Genomic DNA, 16,306 nt, shown 5'->3' on the forward strand with positions numbered 1-16,306 from the left:
TGGGGAGGTGCGTACCGCTTCCTTGAGGTGTTGCGGATGCTTTACCATACTGGGTTCTTATCGAACCCGTTAAATGGATGTCTCATGTTCAAGCGTCGTTATGCAGCGCTGTTGCCTGCGCTTATTCTGCTGTCTGCCTGTAGTAGCAAACCTAAGACCGAAGCCGTTCAGCAAACGGCGGGCGCGCCTTCCGGAGGATTCCTGCTGGAGCCGCAGCACAATATGATGCAGATGGGCGGCGACTTCGCGAATAACCCGGCGGCCGAGCAGTTCATCGATAAAATGGTGAGCAAGCACGGCTTTGACAGACAGCAGCTGCACGAAATTTTGTCTCAGGCCAAGCGTCTGGACTACGTGCTGCGCCTGATGGACAGACAGGCGCCGACGGCCCAGGTGCCGAGCGGGCCAAACGGGGCGTGGCTGCGCTATCGCAAACAGTTCATTACCCCGGACAACGTGCAAAACGGCGTGGCGTTCTGGAATCAGTATGAAGATGCGCTTAACCGAGCGTGGCAGGTGTACGGCGTGCCGCCTGAAATTATCGTCGGAATTATCGGCGTGGAAACCCGCTGGGGCCGCGTGATGGGCAAAACCCGCATTCTGGATGCGCTGGCGACGCTCTCCTTTAACTATCCGCGCCGCGCGGAGTATTTCTCTTCCGAGCTGGAAACCTTCCTGCTGATGGCGCGCAACGAACAGGACGATCCGCTCGATCTGAAAGGGTCGTTTGCCGGCGCGATGGGCTACGGCCAGTTTATGCCGTCCTCCTATAAACAGTATGCCGTCGACTTTAACGGCGATGGCCATATCAACCTGTGGGATCCGGTGGATGCCATCGGCAGCGTGGCGAACTACTTCAAAGCGCACGGCTGGGTGCCGGGTGGCCAGGTGGCGGTGCAGGCGAACGGTCAGGCGCCGGGGCTGGAAAACGGCTTCAAAACCAACTACAGCATTTCGCAGCTGTCCGCGGCAGGCCTAACGCCAACGCAGCCGCTGGGCAATGCACAGCAGGCGAGTCTGCTGCGTCTCGATGTCGGAACGGGCTATCAGTACTGGTACGGGCTGCCGAACTTCTACACCATCACCCGCTATAACCACAGCACCCACTATGCGATGGCCGTATGGCAGCTGGGGCTGGCGGTATCGCAGGCCCGCGTGCCGGCGGCGTCACCGTTTAGTCAGTAAGTTACCCCGACGGGTAGGCCGGGTAAGGCAACGCCGCCACCCGGCATGGCTGCGCGCACGGTGCGGCCTGTTGCCCTCTCCCACGGGAGAGGGCGTTTTGCAGAAACATTTCGCCACACTCCCTTTTCAACCCTGCCATTTACATCCTAACCACCTTTCATTATTGTTATGTTATAACATTTAAATTGGTGCCGAGATGTCAACGTCCCTTTTCTCTCTTTCTGCGCCGGTTCGGCTTTTGCTGGCGCTGGTGCTTATCGTCTTTCTCGGCCTGGCCGTGCGCTGGGCGGTGGCATTGCCATGATCGTGATGAATGAACTGGTTGCGGGTTACGACCACCAGCCCGTCACGCGCGCGCTTTCGGGCGTCATTGAACGCGGCAGCATGACCGCCATTGTTGGGGCCAACGGCTGCGGCAAATCCACACTGCTGAAAACGCTCGCCGGTTTTATCCCACCCGTAAGCGGCGGTTTTCGCTGGCAGGGGAAGCGACCGGTGATTGGCTGGCTGGCACAGCGTCACGCGCTGGAGGCGCAGTTTCCGCTGACCGTGCGCGATGTCGTCAGCATGGGCTGCTGGCCGGGCATTTCGCTGCTTTCCGGGTTTCGTCGCGAAACGCGGTTGCGTATTGCCAGCGCGCTTGAGCGGGTCGGGCTGGCATCCATGGCGTTATCCACCATCGATGAGCTCTCCGGCGGCCAGTTCCAGCGCATGCTGTTTGCCCGCGTCCTGGTACAGCAGGCGCCGCTGGTGATGCTGGACGAGCCCTTTACCGGCATCGATGAAGCCACCTGTAACGTGCTGATGGATGTGATGCTGGAGATGTATATGCAGGGGCAAACGCTGCTCGCGGTACTGCACGACAGCGAGCGCGTGTCGCGCCACTTCCCGCAGACGTTGCGGCTGGATGCTGATGTGCCTCAGTGGAAAACCGAGCGGGTGAGGGTGGCATGATCTGGCACACATTCTTCCAGCCGTTCATCGAGTACGGCTTTATGCGCCGCGCGCTGGTGGTTTGCCTGGCGCTTTCTATCAGCACCACCGCGCTCGGCGTATTCCTCCAGCTGCGCCGGATGAGCCTGATGGGCGATGCCCTTTCTCACGCTATTTTGCCGGGCGTCGCCGTGGGATACCTGCTCAGCGGCCTGTCGCTGCTGGCAATGAGTATCGGCGGTTTTGTCGCGGGCATTACCGTGGCGCTGCTGGCCGGTCTGGTCAGCCGACGCACGCCGCTTAAGGAAGATGCCAGCTTTGCCGGGTTTTATCTTGGCTCACTGGCGCTGGGGGTCACGCTGGTATCGCTTCGTGGGTCGAATGTCGATCTGCTGCATCTGCTGTTTGGCTCCATCCTCGCCGTGGACAACGACGCCGCGCTGTTTGTCACGGGCGTGTGCATGTTCACTCTTATCGTGCTGGCAATGTTTTATCGCGGCCTGGTTACCGAAGCGTTTGACACCGCCTGGCTACAGGTGAACGCCCGCTGGCTGCCCGGCCTGCTGCACGGACTGTTTCTGGCGCTGCTGGTTCTTAACCTGGTGGCCGGTTTTCAGGTGCTCGGCACGCTGATGGCCGTCGGTCTGATGATGCTGCCAGCCGTGGCGGCACGCTGCTGGGTACGCACGCTACCGGCGTTACTCCTGATGGCGGGCATCAGCGGTATTGTCTGCGCATGGCTGGGGTTGAGCCTCTCCTGGGCGATGAGTCTCCCGGCTGGGCCATCCATTGTGCTCACCGCCAGCGCGCAGTTCTTTATTTCCATTTTATTGGGTACGCGAAGCAGGCTCGCTGGCAGTCTGCGGGCGTATTTTTAACGCAAGGGGAAACGATGAAACGTACAGGACTAGTAGTGGCAGTGGCGCTCGCGCTGGGGATGATGTCGCAGGGCGTGATGGCGAAAACGCTGAATGTGGTCACCAGCTTCTCGATACTGGGGGATATCACCCAGGAGGTGGGCGGCGATCATGTGAAGGTGACGACGCTGGTGGGGCCGGACGGCGATCCGCATACCTTCGAACCGTCGCCGAAGGACAGCGCGGCGCTGAGCAAGGCCGATGTGGTGGTGGTGAACGGTCTGGGGCTGGAGGGCTGGCTTGACCGCCTGGTGAAAGCCTCCGGGTTCAAAGGGCAACTGGTCATCGCCTCAACAGGCGTGAAAACGCACACGCTTGAGGAAGATGGAAAGACCGTGACCGATCCGCACGCGTGGAACAGCGCGGCGAACGGGGCGTTATATGCACAAAATATTCTGAACGGGCTGGTGAAAGCCGATCCGCAGGACAAAGCCGCGCTGGAAGCCTCCGGTAAACCCTATATCACGCAGCTCAACCAGCTGGATAGCTGGGCCAAAATGCGCTTTAGCCAGATCCCGCAGGCGAAGCGCAAGGTGCTGACCAGCCATGACGCCTTCGGCTATTTCAGCCGCGCTTATGGCGTAACCTTCATGGCACCTCAAGGACTCTCTTCAGAGAGCGAGGCCAGCGCGGCGCAGGTTGCTGAGATCATCAATCAGATCAAAGCCGACGGCGTAAAAACCTGGTTTATGGAAAACCAGCTCGATCCGCGTCTGGTGAAGCAGATTGCCTCGGCGACGGGCGCGCAGCCAGGGGGAGAACTTTACCCGGAGGCCTTGTCGGCAAAAGGCGGCGTGGCAGACACCTACGTCAAGGCGTTCCGCCACAATGTGAATACCCTCGCCGACAGCATGAAATAACCTCTTCCACGGCCGGTGCGTTTGCACCGGCTTTTTTCTGAAGCCCCCTCGTAAAACCTGAAGCGCATCCCCACATCTGACGAGAAAGTGCTATCTTGTGCAGCACGTTTTTCTGATGCCTGGAGCGAGAATGACTGACCATGAATTGATGCAGCTTAGCGAGATCGTTGGCCTGGCGCTTAAGCAGCGTGGGGCGACAATGACCACCGCGGAATCCTGCACCGGCGGCTGGGTGGCGAAAGTGATTACCGATATTGCCGGCAGTTCCGCCTGGTTTGAACGCGGTTTTGTGACCTACAGTAACGAAGCTAAGGCACAAATGATTGGCGTACGTGAAGCCACGCTGGAACAGCATGGCGCGGTCAGTGAACCGGTGGTCATTGAAATGGCCATTGGCGCGCTCAAGGCGGCGCGGGCAGATTACGCGATTTCCATTAGCGGCATCGCGGGGCCGGACGGCGGCAGCGACGTGAAGCCTGTTGGCACCGTCTGGTTTGGGTTTGCCACGTCTAAAGGGGAAGGGATCACCCGCCGGGAGTGCTTCAGCGGCGATCGCGAAAGCGTGCGCCGTCAGGCAACGGAATATGCGTTAAAAACGCTCTGGCAACAATTTCTACAAAACACTTGATACTGTATGACCATACAGTATAATTGCACCAACAGAACAGAAATCCACGGTGAAGCACAGTCGCTTCTCCCGGCATGACAGGAGTAATAATGGCTATCGACGAAAACAAACAGAAAGCGTTGGCGGCAGCACTGGGCCAGATCGAAAAGCAATTCGGTAAAGGCTCCATCATGCGCCTGGGTGAAGACCGTACCATGGATGTGGAAACGATCTCCACCGGTTCGCTTTCTCTGGATATCGCGCTGGGCGCGGGCGGCCTGCCAATGGGCCGTATCGTAGAGATCTACGGGCCAGAATCCTCCGGTAAAACTACCCTGACGCTGCAGGTGATTGCTGCGGCACAGCGCGAAGGTAAAACCTGTGCGTTCATCGATGCCGAGCACGCGCTGGATCCTGTTTATGCGCGTAAGCTGGGCGTGGACATCGACAACCTGCTGTGTTCTCAGCCGGACACCGGTGAGCAGGCCCTGGAAATTTGTGACGCGCTGGCGCGCTCCGGTGCGGTTGACGTTATCGTTGTTGACTCCGTTGCCGCACTGACGCCAAAAGCGGAAATCGAAGGTGAAATCGGCGACTCTCACATGGGCCTCGCGGCACGTATGATGAGCCAGGCGATGCGTAAGCTGGCCGGTAACCTGAAGCAGTCCAACACGCTGCTGATCTTCATCAACCAGATCCGTATGAAAATTGGTGTGATGTTCGGTAACCCGGAAACCACAACCGGTGGTAACGCCCTGAAATTCTACGCGTCTGTCCGTCTGGATATCCGCCGTATCGGTGCGGTGAAAGAGGGTGAAAACGTCGTCGGTAGCGAAACCCGCGTGAAGGTGGTGAAGAACAAAATCGCTGCACCGTTCAAACAGGCTGAGTTCCAGATCCTCTACGGTGAAGGGATCAACTTCTACGGTGAACTGGTTGACCTGGGCGTGAAAGAGAAGCTGATTGAAAAAGCGGGCGCCTGGTACAGCTACAACGGTGACAAGATTGGTCAGGGTAAAGCGAATGCTATCTCCTGGCTGAAAGAGAACCCGGCTGCGGCGAAAGAGATTGAGAAGAAGGTGCGCGAGCTTCTGCTGAACAACCAGGACTCCAAACCTGATTTCGTAGTCGATGCTGCGGATGCTGAAGAAACCAACGAAGACTTTTAAGTCTCTCGTGTAAAGATGAAGGGCTGCTGATGCGGCCCTTTTTGCATTTCTGATTCTACAGGTTTTTTATGAGTGAACCGACATCACGCCGACCCGCCTACGCGCGCTTGCTGGATCGTGCGGTGCGCATCCTGGCCGTGCGTGACCACAGTGAGCAGGAGCTGCGGCGGAAGCTGTCGGCTCCGGTGATGAGTAAAAACGGGCCGGAAGAGATTGATGCCACGGCGGAAGACTACGACCGCGTGGTGGCCTGGTGCTATGAGCATCATTACCTGGACGACGATCGCTTTGCTTCCCGCTTTCTCGCCAGCCGCGGCCGCAAGGGCTACGGCCCTGCGCGCATCCGGCAGGAGCTGAACCAGAAAGGGGTGGCCCGGGAGTCCATCGAAAAAGCGATGCGCGAGTGCGACATTGACTGGTGCGAGCTGGCAAAAGAGCAGGCCATTCGTAAGTACGGCGAACCGCTGCCGCGTGAATTTTCAGAAAAAGTCAAAATCCAGCGCTTTTTGCTCTACCGCGGCTTTCTGATGGAAGATATTCAGGATATCTGGCGTAATTTTGCCGATTGAACGCATGCGGGATTTTACTTCCCACTAAAGAAAACTTATCTTATTCCCACTTTTTCCAGTAGCTGGTCTGTCCAACGGTTTACCGATACAGGCTGGCTACGACATTTCGTTAGCTTGATTTCAGGATAATTATGAGCAAGAGCACCGCTGAGATCCGTCAGGCGTTTCTCGATTTTTTCCATAGTAAGGGACACCAGGTTGTTGCCAGCAGCTCCCTGGTACCGAACAACGATCCGACTCTGCTGTTTACCAACGCCGGGATGAACCAGTTCAAGGATGTGTTCCTTGGTCTCGACAAGCGTAATTATTCCCGCGCCACAACCTCACAGCGTTGCGTGCGTGCGGGCGGTAAACACAACGACCTGGAAAACGTCGGTTACACCGCGCGTCACCACACCTTCTTCGAAATGCTGGGTAACTTCAGCTTCGGCGACTACTTCAAACACGATGCCATCCAGTATGCGTGGGAACTGCTGACCGGTGAAAACTGGTTCAACCTGCCGAAAGAGCGTCTGTGGGTTACCGTCTATGAAACCGATGACGAAGCCTACGAAATCTGGGAAAAAGAGGTCGGTATCCCGCGCGAGCGTATTATTCGCATCGGTGATAACAAAGGCGCGCCATACGCGTCTGACAACTTCTGGCAGATGGGTGACACCGGTCCTTGCGGTCCGTGCACCGAGATCTTCTACGATCACGGCGACCACATCTGGGGTGGCCCTCCAGGCAGCCCGGAAGAAGACGGCGATCGCTATATTGAGATCTGGAACATCGTCTTCATGCAGTTCAACCGTCAGGCCGACGGTACCATGGAGCCGCTGCCGAAGCCTTCCGTTGATACCGGTATGGGTCTGGAGCGTATTGCCGCGGTACTGCAGCACGTTAACTCCAACTATGAGATTGACCTGTTCAGCACTCTGATCAAAGCCGTTGCGGAAGTCACCGGCGCGACCGACCTGAACAACAAATCGCTGCGCGTTATCGCAGACCACATTCGTTCCTGCGCGTTCCTGATTGCCGACGGCGTTATCCCGTCGAATGAAAACCGTGGCTACGTGCTGCGTCGTATCATTCGTCGTGCTATCCGTCACGGCAACATGCTGGGCGCGAAGGACACCTTCTTCTATAAACTCGTTGGGCCACTGATTGGCGTGATGGGGTCAGCCGGTGACGAGCTGAAACGCCAGCAGGCGCAGGTTGAGCAGGTTCTGAAAACCGAAGAAGAGCAGTTTGCCCGTACGCTGGAGCGCGGTCTGGCGCTGCTGGACGAAGAGCTGGCGAAGCTTAAGGGCGACACCCTGGACGGCGAAACTGCTTTCCGCCTGTACGACACCTACGGCTTCCCGGTTGACCTGACGGCGGACGTTTGCCGCGAGCGTAACATCAAAGTTGACGAAGCGGGCTTCGAAGCCGCGATGGAAGAGCAGCGCCGTCGTGCGCGCGAGTCCAGCGGTTTCGGTGCAGACTACAACGCGATGATCCGCGTTGACAGCGCGTCTGAATTCAAAGGCTATGAGGCGCTGGAACTGACCGGCAAAGTGACCGCTCTGTTTGTTGACGGTAAAGCCGTGGACAGCATCAGCGCAGGTCAGGAAGCCGTAGTCATTCTGGACAAAACGCCGTTCTACGCCGAATCCGGCGGCCAGGTTGGCGATAAAGGCGAGCTGAAAGGCAATGGCTTTAGCTTCAGCGTGACCGACACCCAGAAATACGGTCAGGCGATTGGCCACCAGGGCAAACTGGTTTCCGGTTCTCTGAAAGTGGGCGAGGGCGTCCAGGCTAACGTTGATGAAGCTCGCCGCGCGCGCATTCGTCTGAACCACTCGGCAACCCACCTGATGCACGCTGCCCTGCGCGACGTGCTCGGTACCCACGTTGCACAGAAAGGTTCTCTGGTTAACGATAAAGTGCTGCGCTTCGACTTCTCGCATTTTGAAGCGATGAAGCCGTCTGAAATCCGCGCGGTGGAAGATCTGGTGAACGCGCAGATCCGTCGTAACCTGCCAATCGAGACCCACATCATGGATCTCGAAGACGCGAAGAAAAAAGGTGCGATGGCGCTGTTTGGCGAGAAATACGACGAACGTGTTCGCGTGCTGAGCATGGGCGACTTCTCTACCGAACTGTGCGGCGGTACACACGCCTCGCGCACCGGTGACATCGGCCTGTTCCGCATCGTTTCCGAGTCGGGAACGGCGGCAGGCGTGCGTCGTATTGAAGCGGTGACCGGTGAAGGCGCGATTGCCAGCCTGCATGCGCAGAGCGATCAGCTGCACGACATCGCGCAGCTTCTGAAAGGCGATAGCCAGAACCTGGGCGAGAAAGTGCGCGTTGCGCTGGAACGCACGCGTCAGCTGGAAAAAGAGCTGCAGCAGCTGAAAGAGCAGGCTGCGGCGCAGGAGAGTGCAAACCTCTCCAGCAAGGCTGTAGACATTAAGGGCGTCAAACTGCTGGTCAGCGATCTGGCGGGCGTTGAGCCTAAGATGCTGCGTACTATGGTCGACGATCTCAAGAACCAGCTTGGTTCTACCGTTATCGTGCTGGCGACAGTGGCAGAAGGTAAGGTTTCTCTGATTGCGGGCGTCTCTAAGGATGTGACTGACCGCGTAAAAGCAGGGGAACTGATTGGTATGGTCGCTCAGCAGGTGGGCGGCAAGGGGGGCGGTCGTCCGGACATGGCGCAAGCCGGTGGTACGGATGCGGCGGCACTTCCTGCGGCATTAGCCAGCGTTGAAAGCTGGGTAAGCGCGAAACTGTAATAACTACAAAGCACAAGCAGACGCCATAGCGGTAACGTTATGGCGTCTTGTTCACTGTGCTATCGATAACGATAAAGTCAGGTTGAGTTTGTGTATATCGGCTAAACTTACGTTTAACAGAATGTGATGCCGTGACTGCTTACACTTTACGTGTTTGTCATCGCTTACTTTTTGGCGTTATATGATGGATAATGCCGGGATACAAGAGACCCGACTCTTTTAATCTTTCAAGGAGCAAAGAATGCTGATTCTGACTCGTCGAGTTGGTGAGACCCTCATGATTGGGGATGAGGTCACCGTGACAGTTTTAGGGGTAAAGGGTAACCAGGTACGTATTGGTGTTAACGCTCCTAAAGAAGTATCTGTCCACCGTGAAGAGATCTACCAGCGTATCCAGGCTGAAAAATCCCAGCAGTCCAGTTACTGATATTGTCGCGTCTCGCTGTCGGGCGAGACGCAACCCTCCCGCTATTTTTCCTGCTCAAAGTTACCGTTTAATTTCAATCGCTCTCTTTTTGACCACTCCGCTACCCTTATCTCGTCCCAACACTGTTCTTTCCGCATCAGTTTTCTGCGAAGATGCCTGCAAAATCCGCTTATAAAACACCCTCTTTGCGGCTTTTACATGCGAATTGCGTGTGATTTGTGCAAACGATAAAAGCTTTTGGAAAATTGTTTGACTTATAAGTCCCAGAAAGTAATATATGCGCCACGCAGCGACGAGAAGCTCTTAACGAGTTACTCGAAGCACTCGAAAGAGGCGTTGTGTGGTGAGGTGGCCGAGAGGCTGAAGGCGCTCCCCTGCTAAGGGAGTATGCGGTCAAAAGCTGCATCCGGGGTTCGAATCCCCGCCTCACCGCCATTTTGCATCCGTAGCTCAGCTGGATAGAGTACTCGGCTACGAACCGAGCGGTCGGAGGTTCGAATCCTCCCGGATGCACCATCTATTACTTCATATTGCTTTAGAAGTGATATGAATATCGAGCAGTACAGTAGTAAATCCCGATGCATCCGTAGCTCAGCTGGATAGAGTACTCGGCTACGAACCGAGCGGTCGGAGGTTCGAATCCTCCCGGATGCACCATTTACTATTTCTGAAAGCAGTACCCTGATGCATCCGTAGCTCAGCTGGATAGAGTACTCGGCTACGAACCGAGCGGTCGGAGGTTCGAATCCTCCCGGATGCACCATCTATTAATTCATATTGCTTTAGAAGTGATATGAATATCGAGCAGTACAGTAGTAAATCCCGATGCATCCGTAGCTCAGCTGGATAGAGTACTCGGCTACGAACCGAGCGGTCGGAGGTTCGAATCCTCCCGGATGCACCATCTTCTCCTTCTTTGTTTATTCCTTCGACGTTCCGTCAGCAATCACTCTCTCTGTCAGCGACAAAAACCACCATTTACGATAAAGTAATGCTTTGTTAATCGGTTAGCGAGAGCACGATGTACGCACAGTATGACGGTTTGATCTTCGATATGGATGGTACCCTCCTGGACACCGAACCCACGCATCGTCAAGCCTGGACCGACGTCCTGGGCCGCTACGGCATGCGTTTCGACCTTCAGGCGATGATCGCCCTCAACGGCTCCCCCACCTGGCGTATTGCGCAGGCCGTGATTGAACTGAATCAGGCCGATCTCGACCCGCACCTGCTCGCGCGCGAAAAAACCGATGCGGTAAAAGCCATGCTTTTAGATACCGTACGTCCTCTGCCGCTGATTGATGTGGTAAAAGAGTGGCACGGGCGTCGCCCGATGTCGGTGGGGACGGGCAGCGAAAGCGCGATTGCAGAAGCCTTGCTCAATCATCTTGGCCTGCGCCACTATTTTTCTGCCGTGGTCGCCGCCGATCATGTTAAACGTCACAAGCCCGCACCGGACACCTTCCTGCTTTGCGCAGAATTAATGGGTGTCCCGGCGGCAAAGTGCGTCGTGTTTGAAGATGCCGATTTTGGGATCCAGGCCGCGCGTGATGCCGGAATGGATGCGGTGGATGTACGCTTACTGTGAGTGACGCGCTGTCACTTGCCTCATTATTCGCCAGCAGTTTTCTCAGCGCCACGCTGTTACCGGGCAATTCGGAAGTGGTGCTGGTGGCGATGCTGTTGTCCGGCGTGAGTCAGCCCTGGCTGCTTGTAGTAATAGCAACAATGGGTAATAGCCTTGGAGGGCTGACTAACGTTATTCTTGGGCGTTTCTTTCCGCTGCGTGAAAAATCGCGCTGGCAGGAAAAGGCAGTCGGCTGGCTAAAACGCTATGGCGCTGCCACGCTGTTATTAAGCTGGATGCCTGTAATAGGCGATTTACTGTGTCTGCTGGCGGGATGGATGCGCATCTCCTGGGGACCGGTGCTCTTTTTTTTGTGCCTTGGCAAGGCGTTGCGCTATGTTCTCGTGGCGTGGGCAACACTACAGGGTATGACGTGGTGGCACTAATTGGTGGAATGAATACGCGACCTTCAATCGTCAACCATTACAATTATGCTGAGTAACATTACTTTGACAGGCGGGAGGTCAATTTGATCCCGGACGTATCTCAGGCGCTGGCCTGGCTGGAAAACCACCCTCAGGCATTGAAGGGTATTCAGCGTGGTCTTGAGCGTGAAACGCTGCGCGTTAACGCGGACGGCAGTTTAGCGACGACGGGTCACCCGAAGGCGTTAGGCTCGGCGCTGACACATAAATGGATCACAACCGATTTCGCTGAAGCGCTGCTGGAGTTCATCACCCCAGTAGAGGGTGATATTGATCATATGCTGACGATTATGCGCGATATCCATCGCTACACCGCGCGCAATCTCGGCGATGAGCGTATGTGGCCGCTCAGCATGCCGTGCTATATCGAGCAGGGCCAGGAGATTGAGCTGGCACAGTACGGCACGTCAAATATCGGCAGGCTGAAAACGCTCTACCGTGAGGGGCTGAAGAACCGCTACGGCGCGTTGATGCAGACCATCTCTGGCGTGCACTACAACTTCTCGCTGCCAATGGCGTTCTGGCAGGCGAAATGCGGTGAAACGGATAAAGACGCGATCTCTGAAGGCTACTTCCGCCTGATCCGCAACTACTACCGTTTCGGCTGGGTGATCCCGTATCTGTTTGGTGCCTCCCCGGCGATCTGTTCTTCGTTCCTGCAGGGGAAACCGACCACGCTGCCGTTCGAGAAGACCGACTGCGGAATGTACTATCTCCCGTACGCCACCTCTCTGCGTCTGAGCGATCTCGGCTATACCAATAAATCGCAAAGCAATCTCGGTATTACGTTTAACGAATTGCACGAATATGTGGCAGGATTGAAGCGGGCGATCAAAACCCCGTCGGAAGAGTACGAAAAAATCGGCCTCGAAAAAGACGGTAAGCGTCTGCAGATCAACAGCAATGTCCTGCAGATTGAAAACGAGCTGTATGCGCCAATTCGTCCTAAGCGCGTGACGCGCAGCGGCGAAACCCCGTCGGATGCGCTGCAGCGCGGCGGGATCGAATACATTGAAGTGCGCTCGCTGGATATCAACCCGTTCTCACCGATTGGCGTTGATGAACAGCAGATTCGCTTCCTGGATCTGTTTATGGTCTGGTGCGTGCTGGCGGATGCGCCGGAAATGAGTTCAGACGAATTGCTCTGCACCCGTACAAACTGGAACCGCGTGATTCTGGAAGGGCGTAAACCGGGCCTGACGCTGGGTATCGGCTGCGAAACGGCACAGTTCCCGCTGACGAAAGTCGGCAAAGATCTGTTCCGTGACCTGAAGCGTGTTGCCCGGACGATGGACAGCATTGACGGCGGCGACGCGTATCAACAGATTTGCGACCAGCTGGTGGCGTGCTTTGATAACCCGGAACTGACGTTCTCAGCGCGCATTCTGCGTTCTATGATTGATCAGGGCATTGGTGGTACGGGGCGTTCACTCTCGGCGGAGTACCGTGAAATGCTGATCCAGGAGCCGTTAGAAATCCTGAGCGAATCAGATTTTGTCGCGGAACGCGAAGCGTCCGTTGTGCGTCAGAAAGAGGTTGAAGCGGCGGATACCGAGTCGTTTGAGGCGTTTCTGGCGAAGCAGGCTTAAGCAGAAAAGAAAAAGGCCACATCGCTGTGGCCAAAATATACATCTCTGAATTCAGGGATGATGATAACAAATGCGCGTCTTTCATATACTCAGACGCGCATTCTGTAGAAGAGTTCAGTTTATTTTAAAAAAAATCACTATCGGAGGTGACGTATGCCGTTATTAGATAGCTTTACTGTCGACCATACCCGTATGGAAGCACCTGCAGTCCGCGTGGCGAAGACCATGCACACCCCGCACGGCGACACGATCACCGTCTTCGATCTGCGTTTCTGCGTGCCAAACAAAGAAGTGATGCCGGAGAAAGGCATTCATACGCTGGAACACCTGTTCGCTGGCTTCATGCGTGACCACCTGAACGGCAACGGCGTTGAGATCATCGATATCTCTCCGATGGGCTGCCGTACCGGTTTCTACATGAGCCTGATTGGTCAGCCTGAAGAGAAACGTGTGGCAGATGCCTGGAAAGCGGCCATGCAGGACGTGCTGAAGGTGAAAGAGCAGAACCAGATCCCTGAGCTGAACGTTTACCAGTGCGGCACCTATCAGATGCACTCTCTGGAAGAAGCGCAGGAGATCGCGCGCCACATCATCGAACGCGACGTTCGCGTGAACAGCAACGAAGAGCTGGCCCTGCCGAAAGAAAAACTGCAGGAACTGCACATCTAGTATTGTGCCTGTGGATGCCCGGTGGCGCTTCGCTTGCCGGGCCTACATTGTGCTGGTGCCTCCTTTGACCACAACCTTAACCTTCTCTTTTACCCACCGTCCTCTCGTTCCGTTTGCCCATGATTACGTTCATGGTGACAGCGAACCCTGGCACAAGCACGACTGCGCGCAGCTGCTGCATACCCTGAGCGGCGTGGTACGGGTGGATACCGCATCGGGCTGTTGGGTTGTGCCTCCCGGTCGCGGCGTCTGGCTGCCTGCGGGCACGCAGCATTCCCTGCGCATTACCGGCAACGTGGCGGCGCGAACGCTGTTTATCGATCCGCTGGCGCGGGCCGATCTTCCCGCCACCTGCCAGATCGTCCAGATCGCGCCGCTGCTGCGCGAGCTGATCCTCGTCTCCCTTGCGTTGCCTGAATCGTACTCACCCGGAAGCCGGGATGAGCGCGTCTATGAACTGATTCTCGATGAAATCCGCACTATGCCGGTGCTGCCGTTTCACCTGCCGGAGCCGGAAAGCGAGGCGTTACGTCGCCTGTGCCTGCAAATCCGGCAAAACCCGGGGGAAAGCTGGAGCAGCGCGCAGGCTGCGAGCCTGATGAACATGAGCGAGCGCACCCTGAACCGCCATTTTCAGCAGCAGACGGGTTTAAGCTACAGCGAGTGGTTGAGAAGGGCGCGTCTGCTGGAAGCCTTAGTGCGGCTGGCGCAGGGCCAGCCGATATTACGCGTGGCGCTGGATCTGGGATACGGGAGCCACAGCGCCTTTACGGCAATGTTCCGTCGGGTGATGGGCGTCTCCCCCAGCGATTACTTTAAGAACGACTGACGGCGTTAAAGAGCGCCTGAAGCGACGCGCGCGCCACGTCGCTATCAATGCCCACGCCCCAGCGGCTGCTGCCGTCCTGGAACAGGCAGCGGATGTAGGCCACCGAGCGGCTGTCGCTGCGTTCGCCTAACGTATGCTCGTGATAATCCTTGATCACGAACGGGGCGTTGACCCAGCGGCTCAGGCCGTGAGCGGCGGCGGAGAGCAGACCGTTGCCGTGACCTTCCAGCTGGCGCGTACCCCCCTGTGTGGCGACGCTGGCCGTCAAACGCAGCTGGCCGTCCTGCTGGCTGTCGCTGCGGTAGGATTGCAGCGCATACTGCGGCGTGGCCACCAGCCCGTAGCGGGTGCGAAACAGCTGCCACAGCGCATTTTGCGTCATCTCTTTTCCGTGACGGTCGGTTTCCTGCTGCACGTGCTGGCTGAAATCCTGCTGCAGGGCGCGGGGCAGTTTCAGACCATGATTCTGTTCGATCAGCCACGCGCTGCCGCTTTTCCCTGACTGGCTGTTCACGCGGATCACCGCTTCGTAGGTGCAGCCGATATCCTGGGGATCGACGGGCAGGTAAGGCATCTCCCAGCGATCGCCAGGCCTGCGGGCATCAAAGCCTTTTTTGATTGCGTCCTGGTGCGAGCCGGAGAAGGCGGTATAGGCCAGCCGTCCTGCCCACGGATGGCGCGGGTGCACCGGCAGCTGATTGCAGGTTTCCACCACTTCCACCACCCGGTTCATATCGCTAAAGTCCAGAGTCGGGCTGATACCCTGGCTGTAGAGGTTCATCGCCAGCGTCACCAGGCAGACGTTGCCCGTGCGCTCGCCGTTACCAAACAGACAGCCCTCCACGCGGTCAGCCCCCGCCATTACGGCCAGCTCCGCGCAGGCGACGCCGGTACCGCGGTCGTTATGCGGATGCACGCTGATGCAGACATCGCGGCGGCGGCTGAAGTGGCGACAGAAGTACTCGATCTGGTCGGCATAGACGTTCGGCGTGCTCACTTCGACGGTGGCGGGTAAGTTGATCACCATCGGGCGTTCGTCGCAAGGCTGCCAGATCTCCGCCACGGCTTCACAAATCTCCAGCGCAAATTCCGGCTCGGTAAAGCAGAAGGTTTCCGGAGAGTATTCGTACTGCCAGCGGGTGTCGGGGTTTTCTTCACACAGCTGACGAATAAGCCGCGTGGCACGCGTCGCCAGCTCAACGATTTGTGCTTTCTCCATGCCGAATACCAGGCGGCGGAACAGCGGAGCGGTGGCGTTATACAGATGCACGGTCGCCTGCTTCGCGCCGCGCAGGGATTCAAAAGTACGATGGATGAGATCTTCCCGTGCCTGAGTGAGCACCTGAATCGTCACGTCATCCGGGATGCGGTTCTCTTCAATCAGCTGGCGAACAAAGTTGAAATCCGTCTGCGAGGCGGAAGGAAAGGCAACTTCAATCTCTTTAAACCCGCAGCTTAACAGCAGATCCCAGAACTGCAGCTTGCGCGTGCTGTCCATCGGTTCGGCCAGAGCCTGGTTGCCGTCGCGCAGGTCGGTCGAGAGCCAGCGCGGCGCGCGGGTGATGCGTTGTTCCGGCCAGCGGCGGTCGGGAAGGGAAAGGGTGGGAAAGGGTTGGTACTTGTCGGCGGGTGTGTTCAGCATGATGCGCTCCTGTTGTCTTTTCACTATCGTGAATCGATTTCAGGCGCGCTGCTTTATCGGCACTGACAATGGCTGTCGCGTTCTGGACACGGTGGCAAT

General features: G+C 56.9%; 15 protein-coding genes and 5 tRNA genes. 19 read left to right on the forward strand and 1 reads right to left on the reverse strand.

Translation table 11 applies throughout. The features are described from left to right. Nucleotides 1–84 precede the first annotated feature (84 nt). The 19 genes from mltB to PI91_RS05065 all read left to right on the forward strand — a co-directional run bounded on the left by mltB (nt 85) and on the right by PI91_RS05065 (nt 14,565). Nucleotides 85–1,185, forward strand: a complete 1,101-nt coding sequence (gene mltB / locus PI91_RS04975) for a lytic murein transglycosylase B (RefSeq protein WP_008499552.1) — start codon at nt 85–87, stop codon at nt 1,183–1,185. A 300-nt stretch (nt 1,186–1,485) separates the two neighbouring features. Beyond that, nucleotides 1,486–2,139 (forward strand): metal ABC transporter ATP-binding protein, encoded by a 654-nt coding sequence (locus PI91_RS04980; protein WP_023344785.1) that lies wholly within the window; start codon nt 1,486–1,488, stop codon nt 2,137–2,139. Continuing rightward, nucleotides 2,136–2,996 (forward strand): metal ABC transporter permease, encoded by an 861-nt coding sequence (locus PI91_RS04985; RefSeq protein WP_008499549.1) that lies wholly within the window; start codon nt 2,136–2,138, stop codon nt 2,994–2,996. The genes PI91_RS04980 and PI91_RS04985 overlap by 4 nt, the downstream gene beginning before the upstream one ends. Before the next feature lie 14 nt (nt 2,997–3,010). Further along, nucleotides 3,011–3,895, forward strand: a complete 885-nt coding sequence (locus PI91_RS04990; protein ID WP_032637844.1) for a metal ABC transporter substrate-binding protein — start codon at nt 3,011–3,013, stop codon at nt 3,893–3,895. A gap of 130 nt (nt 3,896–4,025) precedes the next feature. Then, the gene (gene pncC / locus PI91_RS04995) at nt 4,026–4,523 is read left to right on the forward strand and encodes a nicotinamide-nucleotide amidase (RefSeq protein WP_008499547.1); all 498 of its coding nucleotides are present in this window, start codon (nt 4,026–4,028) and stop codon (nt 4,521–4,523) included. 89 nt (nt 4,524–4,612) lie between these two features. Continuing rightward, nucleotides 4,613–5,671, forward strand: a complete 1,059-nt coding sequence (gene recA, locus PI91_RS05000; protein ID WP_008499546.1) for a recombinase RecA — start codon at nt 4,613–4,615, stop codon at nt 5,669–5,671. A gap of 68 nt (nt 5,672–5,739) precedes the next feature. Beyond that, nucleotides 5,740–6,240, forward strand: a complete 501-nt coding sequence (gene recX, locus PI91_RS05005) for a recombination regulator RecX (RefSeq protein WP_008499544.1) — start codon at nt 5,740–5,742, stop codon at nt 6,238–6,240. Between the two features lie 131 nt (nt 6,241–6,371). Further along, nucleotides 6,372–8,999 carry an alanine--tRNA ligase gene (gene alaS / locus PI91_RS05010; protein ID WP_025912372.1) on the forward strand — a complete coding sequence of 876 codons (2,628 nt, stop codon included), beginning with the start codon at nt 6,372–6,374 and terminating at the stop codon, nt 8,997–8,999. A gap of 241 nt (nt 9,000–9,240) precedes the next feature. Next, nucleotides 9,241–9,426 (forward strand): carbon storage regulator CsrA, encoded by a 186-nt coding sequence (gene csrA, locus PI91_RS05015; protein WP_000906486.1) that lies wholly within the window; start codon nt 9,241–9,243, stop codon nt 9,424–9,426. 342 nt (nt 9,427–9,768) lie between these two features. After that, nucleotides 9,769–9,861 (forward strand) — tRNA-Ser (locus PI91_RS05020). Between the two features lie 4 nt (nt 9,862–9,865). After that, nucleotides 9,866–9,942: transfer RNA gene (locus PI91_RS05025), tRNA-Arg, on the forward strand. A 64-nt stretch (nt 9,943–10,006) separates the two neighbouring features. Beyond that, nucleotides 10,007–10,083 (forward strand) — tRNA-Arg (locus PI91_RS05030). Between the two features lie 29 nt (nt 10,084–10,112). After that, nucleotides 10,113–10,189: transfer RNA gene (locus PI91_RS05035), tRNA-Arg, on the forward strand. Between the two features lie 64 nt (nt 10,190–10,253). Beyond that, nucleotides 10,254–10,330, forward strand: a tRNA-Arg gene (locus tag PI91_RS05040). Nucleotides 10,331–10,447: 117 nt separating this feature from the next. Continuing rightward, complete coding sequence (gene yqaB, locus PI91_RS05045) at nt 10,448–11,014, forward strand: fructose-1-phosphate/6-phosphogluconate phosphatase (RefSeq protein WP_008499542.1); 567 nt, start codon at nt 10,448–10,450, stop codon at nt 11,012–11,014. Then, nucleotides 11,011–11,439 carry a YqaA family protein gene (locus PI91_RS05050; protein ID WP_021241956.1) on the forward strand — a complete coding sequence of 143 codons (429 nt, stop codon included), beginning with the start codon at nt 11,011–11,013 and terminating at the stop codon, nt 11,437–11,439. Before yqaB ends, PI91_RS05050 begins: the two co-directional genes overlap by 4 nt. 83 nt (nt 11,440–11,522) lie before the next feature. Then, the gene (gene gshA, locus PI91_RS05055; RefSeq protein WP_039265552.1) at nt 11,523–13,067 is read left to right on the forward strand and encodes a glutamate--cysteine ligase; all 1,545 of its coding nucleotides are present in this window, start codon (nt 11,523–11,525) and stop codon (nt 13,065–13,067) included. A gap of 153 nt (nt 13,068–13,220) precedes the next feature. Further along, nucleotides 13,221–13,736, forward strand: coding sequence for an S-ribosylhomocysteine lyase (gene luxS, locus PI91_RS05060; RefSeq protein ID WP_014833019.1), 516 nt, complete (start codon nt 13,221–13,223; stop codon nt 13,734–13,736). 64 nt (nt 13,737–13,800) lie between these two features. Beyond that, nucleotides 13,801–14,565 carry a helix-turn-helix domain-containing protein gene (locus PI91_RS05065; RefSeq protein WP_039265553.1) on the forward strand — a complete coding sequence of 255 codons (765 nt, stop codon included), beginning with the start codon at nt 13,801–13,803 and terminating at the stop codon, nt 14,563–14,565. Here the strand turns inward: PI91_RS05065 and leuA are convergent. Beyond that, nucleotides 14,552–16,207 carry a 2-isopropylmalate synthase gene (leuA, locus tag PI91_RS05070; protein WP_039265555.1) on the reverse strand — a complete coding sequence of 552 codons (1,656 nt, stop codon included), beginning with the start codon at nt 16,205–16,207 and terminating at the stop codon, nt 14,552–14,554. The two genes, PI91_RS05065 and leuA, sit on opposite strands and share 14 nt — an antisense overlap. Between the last annotated feature and the right edge of the window lie 99 nt (nt 16,208–16,306).

Origin of the sequence: Enterobacter sp. FB (genome assembly GCF_000805795.1) — a bacterium.
Classification (GTDB): domain Bacteria; phylum Pseudomonadota; class Gammaproteobacteria; order Enterobacterales; family Enterobacteriaceae; genus Enterobacter; species Enterobacter roggenkampii.